18 protein-coding genes are annotated in these 19,421 nt (G+C 43.9%); 3 read left to right on the top strand and 15 right to left on the bottom strand.

Annotation, left to right across the window (positions count from 1 at the left end; all coding sequences use genetic code 11):
* Nucleotides 1-6 precede the first annotated feature (6 nt).
* From MHH46_RS09005 to MHH46_RS08945, 13 genes are all read right to left on the bottom strand, one after another.
* Complete coding sequence (locus MHH46_RS09005) at nt 7-576, bottom strand: manganese catalase family protein (RefSeq protein WP_036684067.1); 570 nt, start codon at nt 574-576, stop codon at nt 7-9.
* Between the two features lie 50 nt (nt 577-626).
* Complete coding sequence (locus MHH46_RS09000; protein WP_036684069.1) at nt 627-893, bottom strand: spore coat protein CotJB; 267 nt, start codon at nt 891-893, stop codon at nt 627-629.
* 3 nt (nt 894-896) lie between these two features.
* Entirely contained in the window at nt 897-1,115 is a 219-nt protein-coding gene (locus MHH46_RS08995) for a spore coat associated protein CotJA (protein ID WP_036684070.1), read from the bottom strand.
* A gap of 208 nt (nt 1,116-1,323) precedes the next feature.
* Entirely contained in the window at nt 1,324-2,349 is a 1,026-nt protein-coding gene (locus MHH46_RS08990) for an AI-2E family transporter (protein ID WP_076191084.1), read from the bottom strand.
* Nucleotides 2,350-2,396: 47 nt separating this feature from the next.
* Complete coding sequence (locus MHH46_RS08985; protein WP_076100017.1) at nt 2,397-2,891, bottom strand: DedA family protein; 495 nt, start codon at nt 2,889-2,891, stop codon at nt 2,397-2,399.
* Between the two features lie 7 nt (nt 2,892-2,898).
* Entirely contained in the window at nt 2,899-3,423 is a 525-nt protein-coding gene (pssA, locus tag MHH46_RS08980; RefSeq protein ID WP_036684073.1) for a CDP-diacylglycerol--serine O-phosphatidyltransferase, read from the bottom strand.
* 42 nt (nt 3,424-3,465) lie between these two features.
* Nucleotides 3,466-5,220, bottom strand: coding sequence for a HAMP domain-containing sensor histidine kinase (locus tag MHH46_RS08975; RefSeq protein ID WP_076124801.1), 1,755 nt, complete (start codon nt 5,218-5,220; stop codon nt 3,466-3,468).
* Nucleotides 5,217-5,897 (bottom strand): response regulator transcription factor, encoded by a 681-nt coding sequence (locus tag MHH46_RS08970; protein ID WP_076191082.1) that lies wholly within the window; start codon nt 5,895-5,897, stop codon nt 5,217-5,219. Before MHH46_RS08970 ends, MHH46_RS08975 begins: the two co-directional genes overlap by 4 nt.
* A gap of 164 nt (nt 5,898-6,061) precedes the next feature.
* Nucleotides 6,062-7,420 (bottom strand): hemolysin family protein, encoded by a 1,359-nt coding sequence (locus tag MHH46_RS08965; protein ID WP_076125129.1) that lies wholly within the window; start codon nt 7,418-7,420, stop codon nt 6,062-6,064.
* Nucleotides 7,421-7,440: 20 nt separating this feature from the next.
* Nucleotides 7,441-8,577: a radical SAM/CxCxxxxC motif protein YfkAB gene (gene yfkAB / locus MHH46_RS08960; protein ID WP_036684078.1), complete on the bottom strand. Its 1,137-nt coding sequence runs from the start codon at nt 8,575-8,577 to the stop codon at nt 7,441-7,443.
* 221 nt (nt 8,578-8,798) lie between these two features.
* Complete coding sequence (locus MHH46_RS08955; RefSeq protein WP_076187093.1) at nt 8,799-9,911, bottom strand: HD-GYP domain-containing protein; 1,113 nt, start codon at nt 9,909-9,911, stop codon at nt 8,799-8,801.
* A 144-nt stretch (nt 9,912-10,055) separates the two neighbouring features.
* Nucleotides 10,056-10,883, bottom strand: coding sequence for an undecaprenyl-diphosphate phosphatase (locus tag MHH46_RS08950; RefSeq protein WP_076124791.1), 828 nt, complete (start codon nt 10,881-10,883; stop codon nt 10,056-10,058).
* A 73-nt stretch (nt 10,884-10,956) separates the two neighbouring features.
* Nucleotides 10,957-12,396 (bottom strand): bifunctional UDP-sugar hydrolase/5'-nucleotidase, encoded by a 1,440-nt coding sequence (locus MHH46_RS08945; protein ID WP_076191080.1) that lies wholly within the window; start codon nt 12,394-12,396, stop codon nt 10,957-10,959.
* 137 nt (nt 12,397-12,533) lie between these two features.
* Here MHH46_RS08945 and MHH46_RS08940 point away from each other — a divergent pair, with 137 nt between their 5' ends.
* From MHH46_RS08940 to MHH46_RS08930, 3 genes are all read left to right on the top strand, one after another.
* Complete coding sequence (locus tag MHH46_RS08940) at nt 12,534-13,247, top strand: molybdenum cofactor biosynthesis protein MoaE (RefSeq protein WP_076191077.1); 714 nt, start codon at nt 12,534-12,536, stop codon at nt 13,245-13,247.
* Nucleotides 13,248-13,324: 77 nt separating this feature from the next.
* Nucleotides 13,325-14,365: an HD-GYP domain-containing protein gene (locus MHH46_RS08935; protein ID WP_076191074.1), complete on the top strand. Its 1,041-nt coding sequence runs from the start codon at nt 13,325-13,327 to the stop codon at nt 14,363-14,365.
* A gap of 640 nt (nt 14,366-15,005) precedes the next feature.
* A complete protein-coding gene (locus MHH46_RS08930; RefSeq protein WP_076124783.1) occupies nt 15,006-15,254 on the top strand; it encodes a hypothetical protein in 249 nt (82 codons plus the stop codon).
* A gap of 278 nt (nt 15,255-15,532) precedes the next feature.
* Here MHH46_RS08930 and MHH46_RS08925 read toward each other — a convergent pair whose 3' ends face one another.
* Both MHH46_RS08925 and MHH46_RS08920 read right to left on the bottom strand, forming a co-directional pair.
* Nucleotides 15,533-17,371, bottom strand: a complete 1,839-nt coding sequence (locus MHH46_RS08925) for an ABC transporter ATP-binding protein (RefSeq protein WP_172628886.1) — start codon at nt 17,369-17,371, stop codon at nt 15,533-15,535.
* Nucleotides 17,372-17,388: 17 nt separating this feature from the next.
* Complete coding sequence (locus MHH46_RS08920; RefSeq protein ID WP_076191071.1) at nt 17,389-19,158, bottom strand: ABC transporter ATP-binding protein; 1,770 nt, start codon at nt 19,156-19,158, stop codon at nt 17,389-17,391.
* Between the last annotated feature and the right edge of the window lie 263 nt (nt 19,159-19,421).

Below are 19,421 nucleotides of genomic sequence, written 5' to 3'. Positions count from 1 at the left end.
AAATCCTTAGAACACCCGCTTCTGATTCCGATCATCAATAATAATCTGCACCGCTTCCTTAAACCGTAATGCATGCACAATCTCCCGCTCCCGCAGGAACTTAAGGCTATCCTGCAGATCCACGTCATCCGTCATGTCAATCAGCCACTGATATGTAGCCCGGGCTTTTTCCTCAGCCGCAATGTCTTCATAAAGGTCTGCCAAAGGGTCTCCCTTAGCTTGAATATAGGCTGCGGTGAATGGAACTCCGCTAGCATCCGTGTAGAACAGGGCATGATCATGCGCTACAAAATGTGGCCCTAATCCCGCTTCCTCTAATTCACATACCGAAGCATCCTTCGTCAGCTTGTAGATCATCGTGGCAATCATCTCAAGGTGAGCGAACTCTTCTGTAGAAATATCGTTCAACACGCCAATAACTTTATCTGGAATCGTGTATCTTTGATTCATATAGCGTAGTGCAGCGGCGAGCTCGCCATCTGCGCCTCCGTATTGCTCACTCAAATAACGCGCCATCCGGACATCACATTTACCCACCCGTACCGGATATTGCAGTTTTTTTTCGTATATCCACATTCGGGAACTTCCCTCCTCTAGAAAAATAGTTCCTTACGGTTATACTCCTCTTACACCTGCCAAGGCCAAGGGGGTTGATTCCATTCCCATGGACATTTAGAATAAGCGCGGCCAAAATTCTGCAGCGGACCATATAACTCCTGAAAATGATTCGCTAGCTTAGTTCGTTCCAGCGTAAGCTGATTAAATTGTTCAATACTTCTCAGATCGTCAGGATGCGTATTTAGGTATAGGTTCAACTCCACTAAGGCAAAATCAAGGGTCTGCAACTGTTCAAGCAATTCATAATAACGTTGGTCGCAAGGATTTGCCTCCATAGTCTATTTCCCTCCTCCTTTGCACTTGGATTCATACGGACTAAATAGTGCTGGCCAGAGCGTTCCATACTTCAGAGCCTCCTGCAAACTAAACTGTGGTAAATCGGGTGGCTGAAAGGTGATAAATTGATTGGGTGGAACTACATACGTCTTGAACGGCACCGGTGGGCAAGGATCAAACGGGCCCCTAAAGGGGGTATACCTCCGCAGCTGTGATTCCATCTTTTTTGTACCTCCTTTGTTCCTGTTCCTTCTTTAAAGACTCTGAACATTACTCCCTTAGCTAACTTATGACAGCAGGACACAATATAAAACGTTATTCACAAAAAAAGGCCATTAGCAATTTTTTTTGTGCAATGTGCATGACAAATAAGCTGTCTCCGGAAAAGTACCGAAAACAGCTTATAACTTGGGTTTTTTAGTATTCAGCTTAGGGCTTCGCTCTTTTGAACGAATCTTCGTGGGTAATCTCAAGGATATCCAACATAAATACAAAGATAGGAATACCAAGAATAAGTCCCCAGACACCCATATAATGCTCAGAGAACAACAACACGCTAAAGGTGAAAAACATCGGCAAATTCATTTTTGTGGACATCAACTTAGGATTCAAGAAATAGCCTTCGATAAAATGCAACACCGCAATAATCGCCAGCACATATGTAACTGTTATCAGACCGCCGATGTTGTAACCAATAATTAAAAGCGGAATGAGCGAAATCAAAAAACCAACTACCGGAATGAGACTGAGCAGAAAAATCAAAATCGCTAGGGCAAATAAATACGGGAAGTTAAGCAACCACAAGCCAATAACAGTAAGACAGGTATTGAACATGGCAATGAGAATTTGCGCTTCAATTACTTTCCCAAAGGAAACGATGAATTTTCGGCTGAAATACTCCAGATCTATATAAAACCAGGCAATCCTGCTCTCTCTCATCTTAGAAGTGAAACTGACGACCCGGTTCTTCTCCAGAATAAACACAAAGCTTAAAATGGTTGATAGAACGAAAGTTGCACCCCAGTTGCTAACCTGCAGCACATAATCGATGCCTCTTTTGATATAGGACTGATAGTTAAGGTCCCTGAGCATATCATACAAATATAATGTAATCTTGTTCTGCGGAAGATCCTCTGATTTGAGATTGGTGAGGAAGATGGCTAATTGCTTAATCTGCTCCAATATTTTAGGAAGATATTTTGCAAGGGCCAGTACAATCAATGCGATTAAAGCAAGGTATAAAATGACAATAATCACCTTACTGTTGACCTTCATGAATTTACCAATTCGTTTACTGAGCACAATCTGAAAGCTGTTCATGACAAAAGCAATCAGAAACGTCAGCAGTACCAGATTAAGCATCCCTCGAACCATGTACAGCAGCAACCCGATAAGTACGAGAATAAAAAAGCGTCTGGTAGTACTATTCGCGTAGAATCGCTTGAATACATTCATTGATCTTGCTCCATTCAATTGCGATTAATAATGTTAAACTTCAATGGCTATAAAAAGGAAAACTTAGCCCCCACAAAAAAGCCGATGGAAACAAAAAGGAGTGACCAGGTTAGCGCTCCTGCAGTCGTTATGAGTATATATTTTTTGAAAGACATAGCACTGATTCCAGAGATATAGCTCGATACATGCCTCAGACCTGGAATAAAATAAGCAATGAAAATCGCCCAGTTTCCGAACCGCAAAAACCATCTTTTCATACTGGCAAAACGCTTGGGTGTAAGGCCAACCCACTTGCCGAATTTTGCTACCACAGGTTGTCCTAGCCTTAAACCAATGGTATAGCTGATAAGCATTCCTGTGATGGATCCCATAAAACAAACCAATACGGAAAGTGAAAAATCCAAAACCATAACGGAGGATAAATAGCCTACAAACAGCATTAACACCTCATCAGGCACAGGAAGTCCGATAATCCCAAGTGCCATAAGGCCAAATATGGCTAAATATCCGTATTGTGAAATGAACTCTATAATCCAAGGCATGGTTGTATCACTTCCTGTTGAAGGATTTTTTAAGGGACGGAAATGGGATACGGCTGATCATCATTACGGACAGCAATGCCATTAATCCGATGACCAGTCCTGGTTTCATCCGTTCATCTAGTAAAGAAATCATCGACAGAATGACTCCAGCAGCAGTAATGGGCATCCCCACGAACCCTTTGGAAGGCGCCGACAGATTAAATCTGGCCAAACGAAGTGCCCCACAGATCAAAAAGAAAACTGCAGCTGCAGGTCCAATCCAGTGGGCATCTTCTAACCTATACAACAAGATAAGGAAGGTAGGCGCTAAACCAAATGATATAATATCCGCCAATGAGTCCAATTGTTTACCGAATTCACTAGTACATTGCAATATTCTTGCCAGTAATCCATCCAGTACATCACATATTGCCGCGAGCAATATCATTAATAAAGCTAGGCTATATCGTTCTTGAATCGTAAAATACAAGGATAGTGATCCTAGTCCCAAGTTTCCGAGTGTGCACGTTGAAGGCAACCAGTTCAATTTCATACAATTTCACCCCTTTCATAGCAGTATTTCTGTTGATTCGGTTTAACCTTCAAAGGTCACAGTAAAGCTGACACCGTTCTCCGTATTTTTCACTGTATAAAGACAAGCGTGCATATCTAGTATTCGCTTTGCAATGGAAAGCCCCAGACCCGTACCGCCTGTCATTCGACTGCGGGATGGCTCCGACCGATAGAACCGTTCCCAGATCTGCTCCAGCTGATCTTCAGGGATTGATTCTCCTATATTTTGAATAGTGAATACTATAGTCTGGGCATGACTCTCAATATTGACAGTGATAGAACTTCTTTCTTCCGCATGCCTGATAGCATTGGTCATAAAATTTAGCATAACTTGTTCGATCCAGTTCACATCCGCATAGACCGGTAATTCATTTGCAGGAATAATGATGACCTCCAAATGTTTTTCACTCAGCAAGTGGACCAGCTTGTCTGTCACCTTTTCCGTCAGTTCACTTAACATAAAGGAAGATTTCCGTAGTTTAATCGTGCCCGACTCCAACCGCGCTAGATCTAGCATATTTTTAACAAGAAACTCCATTTTATCGGCTTCCTCAATAATCACCTTAATGTAGTGATCCTGCTTGCCGGCACTAACGCCGTCTTCCAAACCTTCAGCAAACCCTTTGATAATACTGAGGGGTGTCTTCAATTCATGGGAGGCGTTGGCAAAAAAGTCCTGCTGCATGATCTCCATTCTTTGCTTCTGCTCCATATCCTCAACTAGCTGCTGATTGGCCTCTCTTAACTCCCCTAAAGCAGAGTCCAGACTTAGTGATAAGGTGAACATGCTGTTAGAAAGGCTGCCTAGCTCATCCTTCTGCCGAATCGATGTGTCCCCTGTAAAGTCCAGAGAAACCATCCGTTTTGCTATCTTGTTTAACTTAATTAGCGGACGCGTTACCATTTTCGAGAAAAAGAGAGAAAGCACCAGAATCAGGACAAAGCCACCCATTCCCAGATATAAAAAGAACCAACGTAAGGCATCGTTCGAATCCTTAACTTCCTGTAATGAAGTGACTGTGAATAGTAATTCAATTTCTCCGTTACTTTGCTTCAGGGGCAGAATAACCACAGAATTGCGACTCCCACTCCAGGGAGCAACCCAGTCTTGCTTCTGTATTTTCAAATTTTTAAAGTCTTCTATCTGCGCTGGTGTCAAAGGAAACCATTCCTCAAGAGCCTCAAACAATATTCCCTGGCGGGGATTCCATATTTTTAAATCAGGCAGTACAACTTCTGCAACAGTACCAGATGCATGAATCGTCCCAGTCTCTCCCGTCTCCCCTATGGTTCCGCCCCCTTTTTTTGTAATGCTTATGGGGTAGAGTATAACGGGTGAAGCACTGTCTTCATCCAGAAGTTCGCCTTCCACGCTCAACTGATCATCTACTTTAATGTTTGCTGCTCTCAGTGAATCTCCGTACTGATTCATGAATAGGGATAAAGAAACAACCATACTCTTCCCGTCATCATCGATTAGCTTTATATGAAATGGATCTTCTGAATTCATCCTTCCATCCAGCTTCAAAATAACCATTTGTGTTTTATTCCGCAGCATAAACCGGACAAGCTCCTGAGAGGTTCTAGTGCTTCCCCATGGTTCGCTAATATATCTTGCCGCAAAACTCTTAAGGTGTTTCTCCACACGGTGCTCTTTTTGCTTCTGATAGAAATTGTCAAACAACAGCAATTGGCTTAGAATCACCATGCCATAGAAGCAAAGGAAAAAGATAACGGTCATCACAAACAGTTTAAAAGTAATTCCCCGTCTTCTCATGCCTCTTCCTCGAACATGTATCCTGTGCCAATTACCGTACGAATAAAACGTGATTCATAACCCAATTTACTTCGCAGCTTTTTGATATGACTGTCCACAACTCTGGAATCTCCTTCAAATTCAATTCCCCAGATCCGACTGAGGATCGTATCCCTTGAAATAACAATCCCTTTATTTCGTATTAAAAGCCATAAAAGATCATATTCCTTAGGGGTAAGCTCCACTTCCGCATCTTCTACCTCCAGCCGATGGGCCAAGGGATTAAACATTGCGGAACCAAATTTTATTATGCTAGATTCAGGCTGATGAGTGCCTTCAACCCGTTTCATAAGTGCATTTGCCCGGGCTACTAGCACCTTTGGACTAAATGGTTTTGTAACATAATCATCGGCTCCTAATTCAAAACCGTAGATTTTGTCATCATCTGTAGACTTGGCCGTTAACAAAATGATGGGTACCGCTGATTTTTCACGAACTTCACGGCACACTTCAAAGCCATTCATAGCAGGCATCATGATATCCAGAATCAGCAGATCCGGCAGCAGTGAATCAAACCAAACCAATGCATCTTTTCCATTATCCGCTTCAAGTACCTCCCAATCATTCTGTAAGAAATAATCAGATACCAGTTCACGAATACGAATTTCATCCTCAACGAGAAGAAGTTTCTTTTTCAATCTAGACCCCGCTTTCAAACAATTAATAAACATTAGCATAGACGAGCGTTATGTCCTTTATGTGTCCACAAAAAACTCCCCCTGTCATGAGCCATACAGCTCTTGCAGGAGGAGTTCATTATATCCCTGATCAACCGGAACAATACGTTATAATTTTCAATAGGTTATTCTTTATCCTCATTCAGTTCTGCTGAGGTTTCTTCGTCCTCGACTCGTGGTTCCCGGTGGATATTAATTCTAGTGATACGCAATCTTGTTGATTCCTCGACTTCAAAAATAACATCTTCTACTTTGACACGTTTTCCTTTGGTTGGATTACCCTCCAGCTCCTTAAACAACCAGCCGCCGATGGAATCCACCTCATCGTCTTCAATCACAACACCCGTAAGATCGTTGACATCCTCAATCAGCATCCGGCCCTCAACAGAGATGTACTCCCCGTTATGTTCCACACTTGGACGCTCATCTTCGAACTCGTCATGCAGATCGCCTACGATTTCTTCCAGAATCTCTTCTGCTGTCAGCAAACCTGCTGTGCCGCCATATTCATCGACAACTAACGTCAGCTGAGCCTTATTCTTCTGCATAAAACGAAGAGTATGGCTGATTTCCATCGATTCCGGAACGTTAAGGATAGGCCGAACCAGAGTTGTAAGATCATTCTGCTGCTCCGGGGGTGCAAACAACAGGTCGGTAATATGAATAAAACCGATAATACGGTCCTTATCTTCCAGAGCAACCGGATAACGCGAATGTCTCGTTTCGGTAATAATCTTCATATTTTCTTCTAACGAAAGATTGCTGTAAAGCACATCCATATCTGTACGAGGCAGCATGACTTCACGTGCAAGCAGATCTGAGAATTCAAAGATATTATCCATTAGTTTCATTTCATCTTTGTCAATGACACCACTCTTGGCGCTCTGATTCATCAGAATACGTATTTCCTCTTCCGAGTGTGCTGCTTCACTTTCATTTGCAGGCTCCACACCGACCAACCGAAGCAACGCGTTGGCTGAAGCGTTCAGCACCCAGATAAAAGGCATGAACACATTATAGAAGAACATCAGGGGTGCAGATAACAACAGTGCCGAACCTTCTGTTCTTTGAATCGCGAGCGATTTAGGAGCAAGCTCCCCAAGTACAATATGTAAAAATGTAATGATCGAAAATCCAATAATCACAGATACGGTAGAAATCAGGGTATGATCGGTGATCCCCATCTGGTACATTAAAGGTTCGACCAACAGCTCAGAAATCGCGGGCTCTCCAACCCAACCTAAGCCCAGCGACGCAAGTGTTATCCCAAACTGAGTGGCGGATAAATAGGAATCCAGTCTCTTATTTACTTTCAGAGCATATCCAGCCATTTTATTACCTTCACTGACAAGTTGGGTCAGGCGGGACTGCCTGACCTTAACTAATGAAAATTCCGCTGCTACAAAAATACCGTTCAATAATACGAGCACCAGAACCAGCAAAAGATTAAGCAATAATCTCCCTACTTCAAATTCCGTATGCACCACTTAACAACGCCTCATTTCTACAGATTGATCGCTTTTCTAGTTTTGAAGTCAACTTCCGGATAATACATATCAGCCACTAACAGATTAGGTCCGCAGCAGCCTGCTGCATCGCAGTGGCAGTTCACCTTTTGGTTCAGCGGGTGTTTAGTCTGCCAATCGATAAATATATCATCCAGCTTTTGGTTCTCGATGTTGCCAAAGGCTGCGATATCAGCGAAATCTGTAACAAAAACATCGCCAGTAAACATGTTTACGTTCACTCGATTCCGGCCATCCGGATCATTGCGAAGGGTAACATTCTTCTCGGCGCGCATTCTGCTTATCAGCTTCTGATCTTCTTCCAGGAAGCTGCAAGCAAAAAACGGAAGGGTCCCAAACAGCATCCAAATCTCCGGATCACGGGTATCCAGTAGTTTATGGATTGCCGTCCGCATTTCATTCAAGGACAACACTGGCAAAGCCGAAGCAAAACTGGAGTTGTACATAGGATGTACCTCATGCCGTTTGGCGCCCATATCGAGAATCAACTTATGAATTTCAGGCAGCTTAGTATGTGTACGGTAATTAATCATAGTTTCCGCAGAAATTAGCATACCATCCTCACTTAGCCGTCGAGAATTCTCAATCATTGCATTATATAACCGATATGCACTTTCTTTTGAAACTGCATGCCCGCTGTTGGCAAAACCAACTTCATGAAAATCGTCTCCGTTCACATAATTAAAAGAAATATGCATAACGTCCAAATACGGAAGCAGCTTTTCATATCGAGCATACGGCATCGTCAGATTAGAATTAATTTGCGATCTAATCCCCCGCTCTTTGGCATACTTTAAGAGCGGCACTATGATATTATCCACCGTTCCAGCCAAGAACATAGGCTCTCCGCCGGTAATACTAATCGTCTCCAGATGCTCTACCTCATCTAAACGGTCCAACATATTTTTAAGCGGCAGCATATCCCCTTCTCTAGAGGTTAAACTATCACCTACCGCACAGTGTTCACACCGCATATTACATAAATTGGTTACTGTGAATTCCACACTCGTTAGCACATGGCGTCCATGCTTACGTAAAGAAGTAATGGGATCCCACGGATCGTAGCTTGGCGACAGCTCCTTCGGTGAAGATGTTAATGGTCTTAAAACATTCATTTGTACTAGCTCCTTTAAATCTTATTCCTATTATTAACCCATAATCATGAAGATTGAACGGTGTCTTATCCTATATCATACCACGTTAGTCAGAAAAACTGCACTTCGGATGTCTTTCAGACTGTCCTTACAAGCTTTTTCACTGTAAAAAATAATAGCAGCGAGACGAAAAATAGGCTTCCGCGAGTTATGCGGACAAGCCTAATCTTCTCTCTTCGCTGCTATGATAAATATTTTGGCGTTCCCACAGAATCGCCTTGATCTGCGACGTCAACGATAACAACGGAGAGGGCTTTTCCTAGATCCCTTTCGAACGGTACGACTTTCTCTCCTTCAGGCCCTGTAAGCACACGTACAATCGGTCTGTGAGGCGTACTTGGGTCTATTTTGACAACAACTCCACTTTCACCCGTACTGAGCTTCACCGTAAGACCAAGAGGATAGATAGCCACACGATCTCTAAATAACTCTAGCTGCTTCTGCTCATACAATGTACCAGAACCTACATAAAGCGCCTCAACGGCTTGATGTGGCAGCATAGCCTTTTTGTAGACCCGGTTGGAGGTCATGGCATCGTAGGAATCAGCCACGCCCAACCATTTGGCATATTCATGAATTTGAGGTCCTTTTAATCCCCGCGGATATCCGGATCCGTCAATGCGTTCATGATGCTGAAGCGCACAATGAGCCGCGAGCAGCGGGATATTCGGTTCTTCCTTGAGAATCTGATACCCGATCTCGGTGTGTGCCTGCATATGGCGAAATTCATCTTCACTGAGCTTACCAGGTTTTTGAATGATTTTTATCGGGACTTGGGTCTTGCCAATATCATGCAACAGCGCACCCAGACCAATCACTCGAAGCTCCTCTTTGCTGTACCCATGCGCAATGCCAAGCACCAAAGTGTACAAGCAGACATTCAGGGAATGGACGTACAAGTAGTTATCAGCGGTGTGCATATCAAGCAGCATGATCATCGGATCTTCTTGTAAAGACAAATCATCCAGGATGCTATCCATGATCTTTGAGAATTTTTTATCCAGATGGTAGAATCCCTTGCTTATTCCTGAAGCGCCTGTCATTTGCTGAAACTGATTACGAATCACCTTCAGTGCCTGATTACGTGTCTCATCTTGAAGCATACCTATAATCTCAACATCGTCCGTGACAGAGTCCTCTATGTAAATATAACCGATGTCAATTCTTGAAAGCCTCTTGATCAATGCATCAGTAAGCTCCACCCCATCCGCGAGGAGAGTTAGACCTTCATCATTATATATTTTTTTACCTAATTTCATGCCTGCTTGAAGCTGATTCACGGATACTAAACGCACTTAGCTCACTCCTGCCTTTAACGGTAAAATGCTATTCTGTTTTGAAATCCTTGGGTCACACGCTTTGTCTATACCGTTTATGTAGAGATCAGACAGGTGCACCATGAAGAACATCGGGTGTGTCTAGGTCTTTGCCTATGGGCATTAACGCATAATAAACAACCAGAATATAGCAGCAAGAATAAATCTGTAGATCGCGAAATGCGTCAATCTAATCTTTTGAATCAATTTCATAAACAAAATAACCACTACATAAGCCACTACAAAAGAAATCAGAAATCCAATTACAAAATAGCCAATCGTCTCACTAGTGAAGTTCTTATAAGAATCCAACATTTCATATCCGGAAGCCGCACACATAATAGGAATGGCTATAAGGAAGGAGAAATCCGCAGACGCTTTATAACTAACCCCACTTAACATCCCTCCGGAGATCGTAGATCCCGAACGGGAAAATCCTGGCCACAGCACTGAAATAATCTGATACATCCCGATAGCCAGCGCCTGTCCGTAAGAAAGATCGTCCAGCTCATGCGCTGTAATTCTAATTTTGCGTCTGTTTACCCATTCTGCGATAATCATTAGAATCCCGCCGGCGACAAGCGCCCAAAGAACAGTCGTGGCTCCAAAGAGACTTTTTATAAAATCGCGGGCAAAAAATGCCACAGCTAGTGCTGGGGCAATCCCAAGTATTACATGGATTAAGTTCAAACGAGACGCCGGCATCACACCGCCTCTTCCTGAGTTCTTACGCCCAATGCCCAGCAAATTAAGCACACGCTCGCGGTAAACAAGCGCAATCGCCAATATTGCCCCTAGCTGAATAACGATTTCATAAGTCTTCATAATCGAATCCTGCTCATCAAAGCCCAGAAGCTTCGAGGTCAAGATCATGTGTCCTGTAGAAGAAACAGGAATAAATTCAGTGATCCCTTCGACAATTGCTAAAATAATAGCTGTAATCGTGTCCATAATCTCCTCCTATTTTTCGGGAATCTAGCACTGTTTAAATGGAATCAAAAAGTATATCTTGTGAGCTGCAGGTTTACTCAGACTTGATCTCCCACCGAGTGAGCATACATTCATCAAGACTGTCCGGACGCTGCAATTCCATCCCAAGCAGGTCGCGTAAAAAATGAGGCAGCAAAAATACAGGATCCTTCCCATTGGCGATCGTCTCATAGCCTGCACGGAAAGTAAACATGTCCAGCGTACCAACATTATACTCTTTATCATCCTCCAGCGGGTTTCCTTCGACAAAAACTGCAATATTGTTATCATACGGTATCTTCTGCGGATCGTACAAGATTTTTATCCCATCTACTGCTAAGCTGCCCAGATAATTCCCGCGAAAGCCATACCCAAAAATCACCTTATTATAAAATTCTTCAGTAAGACTCTGCTCCAAAGCTATGCGAATATCTAGGCCTTTCAGCTTGATTACGCAGGTGTTAATGGGAGAAGGACATAGGGCGTGCAGCATTCCCGCTGTAACCTCCCCTTCAGGCAAAGGTCCTAGAAGCTGACCTGTGTTAACTATCGACAAACTGGTGCCTGTAAATCTACGTACAGCTTGGGCTAAAAGATTGCCAAAAGGGGATTCTCCCTGCAAATTCAAAGGAAGCTCACGATCTGTGATCGCAACGGTCTGCTGAAGAGCCTCACGACCACGCTCCAAATGAATAGTAGCGGCAGGACCTACAATCTCTTCCTTCAGTCCTGGGTCAATCGGAATACATTCACCCGCCACCAGGCTAAATCCAGGTTGTCCCTCTCTCCGCTCAAATTGAAGCCGCCCGAGGTAACGCCCGAATTTCCCGGCTCCACATACAGCTGTTCCGTTAATCATGAGCGGTTCTTCCAGCATATGATGTGTATGTCCACCTAGAATAGCATGCACACCTTCCAGCCGCTCTGCCAGAATTCGATCTGCGGGAAGCCCCAAATGAGAAAGGATGATTAGAATGTCCACCTGAGGAGCTAGAAGAAGGCATTGTTCACGAAGGGTTGTCTCGGGATCCAGAGCATCCCAGCCCAGCAAGGAATAAAACGAAGTAAATGCCGCTGTCGCTCCAGTCACTCCTATTCTGATTCCGTCCTTCTCCAAGATGGCATGACGCTTCATCCAGTGGGGAGGTTCCCCTGTTGCAGTCTCCACAAAATTACAGCATACCACTGGACACTGTAACCCGGAGAAAATAGAGGATAACATCTCCTGTGAGAATGTTAACCCCTCATTATTACCGATGGTTACAGCATCATATCCTGTTAAATTAAGTACATCAATGTTAGCCTGACCCATAGTTCCTTCTGTCTCGACGGCTGCACGATCCATATGATCGCCAATATCCAGCAGCAGCACAGGCGCTTCTCCCGCTGCAGCTCTTTGTCTCCCGATTTCTGCTGCCAATGGACTCACCATTTCGAAATGGCTATGTATATCATTGGTATGAAGTATGGTCAGTCTTTGCGGCACATGCCCCATTAGCAACATTCCTCCTACCTGTTGAGCCGCTCTTTAATGAAGCAGCCGATGCATGATCTTATAGAGCCTAGCATAACATTTTCAGGCTCATTATGGTATATTGTAGACATTACAACATATTTCAGAGGTGAATAAGTATGCATATCACAATCCGCCTGTTCGCGGGTTTGGCTGAGATTATCGGTTCATCTTCTCTGACCTTTCATGCGACGGAGAATCCCTTAACCGCTGGGAAGTTAAAAGAACTCCTTACAACCTCTTATCCGGATGCAGCATCCCTAATTGGAACTTCTTTGGTCGCTATTGACCGGGAATATGCACCTGATGAAGCCCTCATCACCGAGTCTGCCGAAGTTGCATTAATCCCTCCCGTTTCCGGGGGAGAGAATGGTTCTTTATATGAGAGCACTCCTGACGGCCTCTATAGCATAACGGATCTGCCATTAAATGCTGAGAAGCTTCTGGATGCCGTCCTCGATGCCAATCATGGAGCATCCCTATTATTTGTAGGAACTACACGCGAAATGACCGGAGAACAACGCACAACAGCATTAGACTATGAAGCCTATATTCCTATGGCCTTAAATAAGCTGAAAGAAATTGGTGATGAGGTACAAAATCGCTGGAATGCACGCTGCGCGATTTCCCACCGCATTGGGCTTGTTGGTCTTAAGGAAGCAAGCGTTATCATTGCTGTCTCCACCCCTCATCGCGATACCTGTTACGAGGCTAGTCGTTTGGCCATTGAACTGCTGAAACAGACCGTCCCTATCTGGAAAAAAGACATCAATGAATCAGGCCAGCACTGGGTAGGCTCTGAACAAAAGGCTGCCGATTCCCTCCACAATTAATCTTCACTCCTTTTTCATTGAAAAATCTGCACTTTGTTGATATTCTGGATAAAATCGGATAAAAGGTGGCATAGGCATTGAGAGTACACGTCTCGGATCTAAAACCTGGTAATCACCTCAACTCAGACGCTTATAGTTCAAGAGGTCTGCATGTATTACCAAAGGGATCGCTGCTCCAGATAGATGATATCGCCAAGCTGATGCAGCATGGAGTTGATTATGTTGATATCCAGACGTTAGTGGAAGAACCTGCCCCATTAAGCAGACCTTCAATTATTCAGACGGTGACCACTAGTTTTGATACCATGATTGACGGCTTTGAGAATCTTTATATGGAAGCACTATTAAAAGGAAGCTTTAACCAATCCGTGGTTAACGACATTCTTCAGCCTTCGCTTCAATCGTTGGACAAGCAAAAGGATGTAGTCTCCCTCCTGCTTCTGCTCGATCGCGAAGATAATTATACCTACAATCACTCTTTGCAGGTAGGTATGCTCTCTTATTATATTGCAATCTGGCTTGGGTATTCCAAACAAGAATGCTATGAGATTGGACGAGCTGGATATTTAATTGATATTGGAAAATGTAGAATCTCACCTGCTCTATTAAATAAGCCTGGAAAATTAACTGCGGAAGAATTCGAAGAAGTTAAACTACATACTAAGTACGGCTACGAAATTATCCGCAATTCGATGGATGACTCACATACAGCCTTGGCAGCCCTACAGCATCATGAACGTGAGGACGGCTCTGGCTATCCTAATAATCTAACCAAATCCGAGATTCATCCTTATGCGCAAATTGCTGCTGTAGCTGACATCTATAGTGCGATGACTTCCAAACGCGTCTATCAGTCCAAGCAAGAGCTTATTTCTGTCCTACGTGAACTAAATGACCTCAGCTTTGGTAAGCTGAACGGCAGAACGGTTCAAGCCTTTATACAACATTTAATGCCCAACTTTATCGGCAAGCGAGTATTACTGAACACGGGTGATACAGGTGTGATTATCATGAACAATCCAGTTGATATTTTCCGTCCGCTGGTAAAGATCGATGGATTATTTGTCGATCTAGCCCGCGAACGTAACGTTACGATTGTGGAAATCTACATGGACTAGGGCGTTTCTTGAGGTCCTGCGTTGCTTAGCAGAAGGTTCAGAGCTGCTGTTTGTACACTAAATCCTCCGGTTTGACTACGGGGGATTTTTTAGTTGTACTTTGTGCAACAGAACCCACGTCTACCAGGCTGAATTCTGATTTAGTTGTACTTTGTGCAACAGAATCCATGTCTAGCGAGCTGAATGGTGATTTAGTTGTACTTTGTGCAACAGAATCCACGTCTTGCGAGCTCAATGGTGATTTAGTTGTACTTTGTGCAACAGTATCCACGTCTTGCGAGCTGAATGGTGATTTAGTTGTACTTTGTGCAACTAGAATTAAGGAAAATGCTCTTTATAAGCACATTTCTCGAAAATAGCTGCACAAAGTGCAATTAACAGTATTTTTATAACGAGAATGATGGTTTCTATTGTACAAACTGCAACTAAAGATTGGTTTCCAGATTACTCCTAAACATTCCTCGATTTTCACCTCTCTCACCTCTCTCACCTCTATTGTTTCCTTCCGACTTCGAAGATAGTTCCTCTTACCCTCAACATAGTAAGGCCCCTCAATTTAATTATCTGACGTAACGTTTGAATTCCTCTTCTAATGGCGAGACTAATATGTGGTTTTAAATTGCTATAGGAGGAAAAAAGCATGCTTCCTGTCCATGAACGCCTTGCCGAGTTGTTCACCCTGAGCCGTAGACGGCAGCTTACTGCTGCTGAGGAAACGGAGCAACAGCAGTGCCTGCAAATTAATGCTACCTACTGCTATGAGATGGCCCGATTACAAAATGAAATCCTATTAGCGGAACAGACAGCTGATCTACAATGGCATCAAGATATTTGTGCACAAATGTTTGAGCTGCGTGTGACGGGCAGGGTATCCAAACGCCCCAAGTAACTGAATAGAAATCTTACCCTGCTATATTATTTTCTTCCGTTCTTCCGTTCTTCGGTTGCCTTGTTCCGTAATACCTCTGCCATATTCCACTCTACTCTGATCCACCAAGCCCCGACCACCTTAATCACTATATCCCTATAAAAAACAGCCCACCCCGCAGTTGCCTAAGCAACGGGAATGAGCTGTTGTTCTGTTCTGTTCTGTTCTGTTCTGTTCTGTTTTGTTGTGTTATGTTGTGTTATGTTGTGTTGTGTTCTGTTCTGTTCCGTTCTGTCGGTCTATAGGAAGCGGAATTGCGCTTCGATCAGACCGTTGTATACCCCATCACGGGATGTCAACTCATGATGGTTTCCTTCTTCTTTAATCTCTCCATGATCGAGGACGACTATTTTATCCGCATGACGGATGGTAGAGAGTCTGTGCGCTACGATAAAGGAGGTTCGGCCTTGAAGCAGGATTTTGAGTGCCTCCTGGATCTTCAGCTCCGTCTCCGTATCAATGCTGGCAGTTGCCTCATCCAGGATTAGTATCCGCGGATTTGCCAAAAGCGCCCGGGCGAAGGAGAGCAGCTGACGTTGTCCCATCGACAATGCGCTACCGCGCTCTTCCACCTCAGTCTCATACCCTCCGGGCAGCTTCATAATAAAGTCATGGGCATCCACGGCTTTTGCGGCATTTTCCACTTCTTCATCTGTAGCCTCCAGACGGCCAAAACGGATATTATCCCGAATCGTTCCCGAGAAAATAAAGGTATCTTGCAGCACGATTCCGATCTGCCTTCGCAGGCTGTCTAACGTAACCCCGCGGATATCTTCACCGTCTATCGTGATTCGGCCGCTCTTAATATCATAGAACCGGCCAATCAGGTTAATGATCGTACTTTTACCAGAACCTGTATGACCTACGAGCGCGATCGACTGTCCTGCTTGAACATCCAGATCAATACCTTTTAGTGCAGCCCGGCCTTTTTCATATTCAAAAATGACCTTTTCAAAGTTAATATCCCCACGAATCGTTCCCATTGGCTTAGCACCAGGATTATCTTGCACCGCCGGTTGCTCATCCAAATATTCAAAGATCCGTTCCGAGGAAGCCATTGCCACAAGCAGCTGATTGTACATCTGCCCAAGGCGATTAATCGGGTCCCAGAAATTGCTGACATAAGAACTGAATGCTACCAGCATACCTACTGTGAGTTCTCCAGATTGGATCAGATAAGCCCCCAGCCAAAAGAGGATCATTGTTCCAAAACCACCTGTGACCTCAATAATCGGACCGAACGCCTGGTTCATCGCAGAGGCTTTGTTCCAGGATTTTTTGCTGTCGGTATTCATAACATCGAAATAATTCATGTTTTCTTGTTCTTGGGTGTAGGCTTGTGTGACTCTGATTCCCTGAATCGATTCATTTAAATGAGAATTAATTCTGGAGTTCTTCATCCGCACATCCTGCCAAGCAATCCGAATCTTTTGGCGCAGCTTAGTTGAAACAAAGAACATAATCGGAACCGTAACCATTACTGCAAGACCTAGCTTCCAGTTGATCACTAGCAGAATAATGGTAATCCCCATAAGCTGCACGCAGTCAATCATCAGATTGACAACCCCGTTTGTGAACAGATCCTGCAGTGAGTTGATATCATTGGTTACCCGTACTAATACCGAACCTGCCGGACGTTTATCAAAGAAGTTAAAGGAGAGCTTCTGAATATGCTTGAACAAATCTGAGCGCAAATCATAAATCACTCTTTGGCCTATGATGTTCGTGTATTTAATCCGGTACACTCCCGCAATCCATTGAATCAGATATAAGACGATTACCCCTGCTGTAAGCGAATAAAGCAGTGATAAGCTGGGATTCCCCACCTTTGGCGCAATTGCACGGTCAATGGCTAAACTTGTTAGGAACGGGACGGTCAACTTCGTGATGGTTCCCAGAATCATCATGATGGACACCAATGGAAGCATCTGCTTTGCATAAGGCTTCATGTACCCGAACAGTCTGGTGAATTGCTTCCAGTCAAAAGCCTTATCGATGACATCATCATCTTTATATACAAAACGTTCATCCAGCTCTTGCTGCTCGGCTGCTTTATTTTTTGCTCCCGTAGCGGTCATTGGTTTGGCTTCAAGTTTCATATGCCTCCCTCCTCCCCTCTTCCGGTCGCTCTGGCCAGATAATCAGCATACTGTATCCGGTATACATCCTGATAAGGACCCGGCACTTCAATTAGCTCTTTATGGGTACCACGCTGCTGTACATGACCTTCGTTCATGACGATAATTTGATCCGCATGGCGCAAGGAGGAGATCCGATGGGCAATAATAAGTGTAGTGCGCCCCTTCATGACCTCTTGGAATCCGGCTTGAATCTCGTGCTCCGTCTCCATATCGACAGCGCTGGTCGCATCATCGAGGATAAGAATCCGCGGATTCTTAAGCAGGGCTCTAGCGATGGCAATCCGTTGCTTTTGTCCACCGGAAAGACCCATTCCGCGCTCACCCACCACAGTGTCATAACCGTCTTCCATCTCCATGATGAAATCATGGGCTTTGGCAAGTTGTGCAGCTCGGATAATTTCTTCCATGCTTACATTCTTCAACCCATAGGAGATGTTGTTGCGAATTGAGGAGGAGAACAGGAAGGTCTCCTGAAAGACCGTCGCGATCTGTGAACGCAAGCTGCGAACATTGTATTCTCTGATGTCCATCCCATCCAGTGTGATGCTGCCTTCATTAACGTCATAAGCACGCATCATCAGCTGTGTAATGGTCGATTTACCAGAGCCCGTACCTCCAAGGAACCCTATAACCGCACCAGATTTGGCCTCAAAATCAATGTCTGTAACCGCAGGCATTTTGTTCCCATAAGCAAATGTGACGTGATTAAACGCTACATCTCCTTTAACCTCAGAAGGTACCAGTTCACGGGCGTTCTCTTTATCCTTCACATCAATATTCTGATTAAGTACTTCCAATACACGTTCTCCCGATGCTTTGGACTGTGTATAGTTATTAATATGGAATCCAAGACCCCAAATCGGTCCAATGATGTACCAAATTAAGCTGAAAAAAGCAACCAGTTCGCCTAGTGACATTTTCCCCTTAATAACTAACGTTCCGCCTACTCCAAGCAGAATAGCTGCACTGATCGATGCTAAAAACTCCATCGCCGGAAAAAACTTACTCCAGAGCTCAGCGGCAAAAATCTGGTTATTCTTATAACGTTCGTTGCGGTGTGAGAATTTCTCTACTTCATGAGCCTCTCTCGCAAATGATTTGACGGTGCGCACACCCGTGATATTCTCCTGTACAGCCGTTGTCAGAGAACTGAGTGCAAGACGCATCTCTTGAAAGGCCGGGTGAATCTTAGACTCGAATTTTAGCGCAATAAACGCCAGGATGGGCATCGTAATCAAAGTTACTAGAGTAAGCTGCCAATTGAGTGAGAACATCATAATCGAACCAAAAATGACCATAAAAAAGACATTCAGCAGCTGAGCAAAACCGAAACCGATAAAGTTACGAATCGCTTCCAAATCTCCGGTTAGCCGGGACATCAAATCTCCCGTTTTCGCGGTATCATAATAACGGAAAGATAGGAATTGCAGCTTCTCATAACAAGCATTACGCAGCCGGTATGCAAGAAAGTTACCTAGCCGTCCTCCAAAAAATCCATGTGCAAACTGCAGGCATGCTTTTACTATTACTACAGCTAACACGCTCAATGCGAGCACTGGCACCTCTGTAAACTTAAGTGGCACAATAACATCATCGATCAGCTTTCTTAACAAATTGGGGGTAATCAGCCCCACTGCAGTTGCAGCGGCCAAACATATAATCGAAAGAATCAGAAAATGCAGCTTCTCCCGATAATAACCGCGCAGTTGCCTGAGAACATCCATATCTCTCCTCCTTAAGGCTTACTTAGTAAGCAATTTTTTGTATAAAGCAAATGTTACATCGTAAGCTAGCTTTTTTTAGCGCTTACAATTTAGTGACTTTAAGCAGTGTATCATCCATAATTTAATGCGGCAAAGGGGAGAATTGCGCGTTTTTGCGGTTATTTCGGAAAAAAGCAGCATCTACATGATATAAAGGACCCTCGTTATCTTAAAATGCTCGTGTTTCCTCCTTAATCCTGATGAATTAAGAATCTACATGATTA

The organism is Paenibacillus sp. FSL H8-0175 (assembly GCF_045040615.1).
Taxonomy (GTDB): domain Bacteria; phylum Bacillota; class Bacilli; order Paenibacillales; family Paenibacillaceae; genus Paenibacillus_AQ; species Paenibacillus_AQ odorifer.
Note: the sequence above shows the minus strand (reverse complement) of the source record. Positions and strands in the feature narration are given on the sequence as shown.

Excerpts from the sequence above, each read along its gene's own strand:
- MHH46_RS09000 (WP_036684069.1), bottom strand. The coding sequence starts at position 893 with ATGGAGGCAAATCCTTGCGACCAACGTTATTATGAATTGCTTGAACAG.
- MHH46_RS08950 (WP_076124791.1), bottom strand. The coding sequence starts at position 10,883 with ATGGACACGATTACAGCTATTATTTTAGCAATTGTCGAAGGGATCACT.
- MHH46_RS08945 (WP_076191080.1), bottom strand. The coding sequence starts at position 12,396 with ATGGGGCATGTGCCGCAAAGACTGACCATACTTCATACCAATGATATA.
- pssA (WP_036684073.1), bottom strand. The coding sequence starts at position 3,423 with ATGAAATTGAACTGGTTGCCTTCAACGTGCACACTCGGAAACTTGGGA.
- MHH46_RS09005 (WP_036684067.1), bottom strand. The coding sequence starts at position 576 with ATGTGGATATACGAAAAAAAACTGCAATATCCGGTACGGGTGGGTAAA.
- MHH46_RS08995 (WP_036684070.1), bottom strand. The coding sequence starts at position 1,115 with ATGGAATCACAGCTGCGGAGGTATACCCCCTTTAGGGGCCCGTTTGAT.
- MHH46_RS08925 (WP_172628886.1), bottom strand. The coding sequence starts at position 17,371 with ATGACCGCTACGGGAGCAAAAAATAAAGCAGCCGAGCAGCAAGAGCTG.
- MHH46_RS08975 (WP_076124801.1), bottom strand. The coding sequence starts at position 5,220 with ATGAGAAGACGGGGAATTACTTTTAAACTGTTTGTGATGACCGTTATC.
- MHH46_RS08920 (WP_076191071.1), bottom strand. The coding sequence starts at position 19,158 with ATGGATGTTCTCAGGCAACTGCGCGGTTATTATCGGGAGAAGCTGCAT.
- MHH46_RS08985 (WP_076100017.1), bottom strand. The coding sequence starts at position 2,891 with ATGCCTTGGATTATAGAGTTCATTTCACAATACGGATATTTAGCCATA.
- MHH46_RS08930 (WP_076124783.1), top strand. The coding sequence starts at position 15,006 with ATGCTTCCTGTCCATGAACGCCTTGCCGAGTTGTTCACCCTGAGCCGT.
- yfkAB (WP_036684078.1), bottom strand. The coding sequence starts at position 8,577 with ATGAATGTTTTAAGACCATTAACATCTTCACCGAAGGAGCTGTCGCCA.
- MHH46_RS08940 (WP_076191077.1), top strand. The coding sequence starts at position 12,534 with ATGCATATCACAATCCGCCTGTTCGCGGGTTTGGCTGAGATTATCGGT.
- MHH46_RS08990 (WP_076191084.1), bottom strand. The coding sequence starts at position 2,349 with ATGAATGTATTCAAGCGATTCTACGCGAATAGTACTACCAGACGCTTT.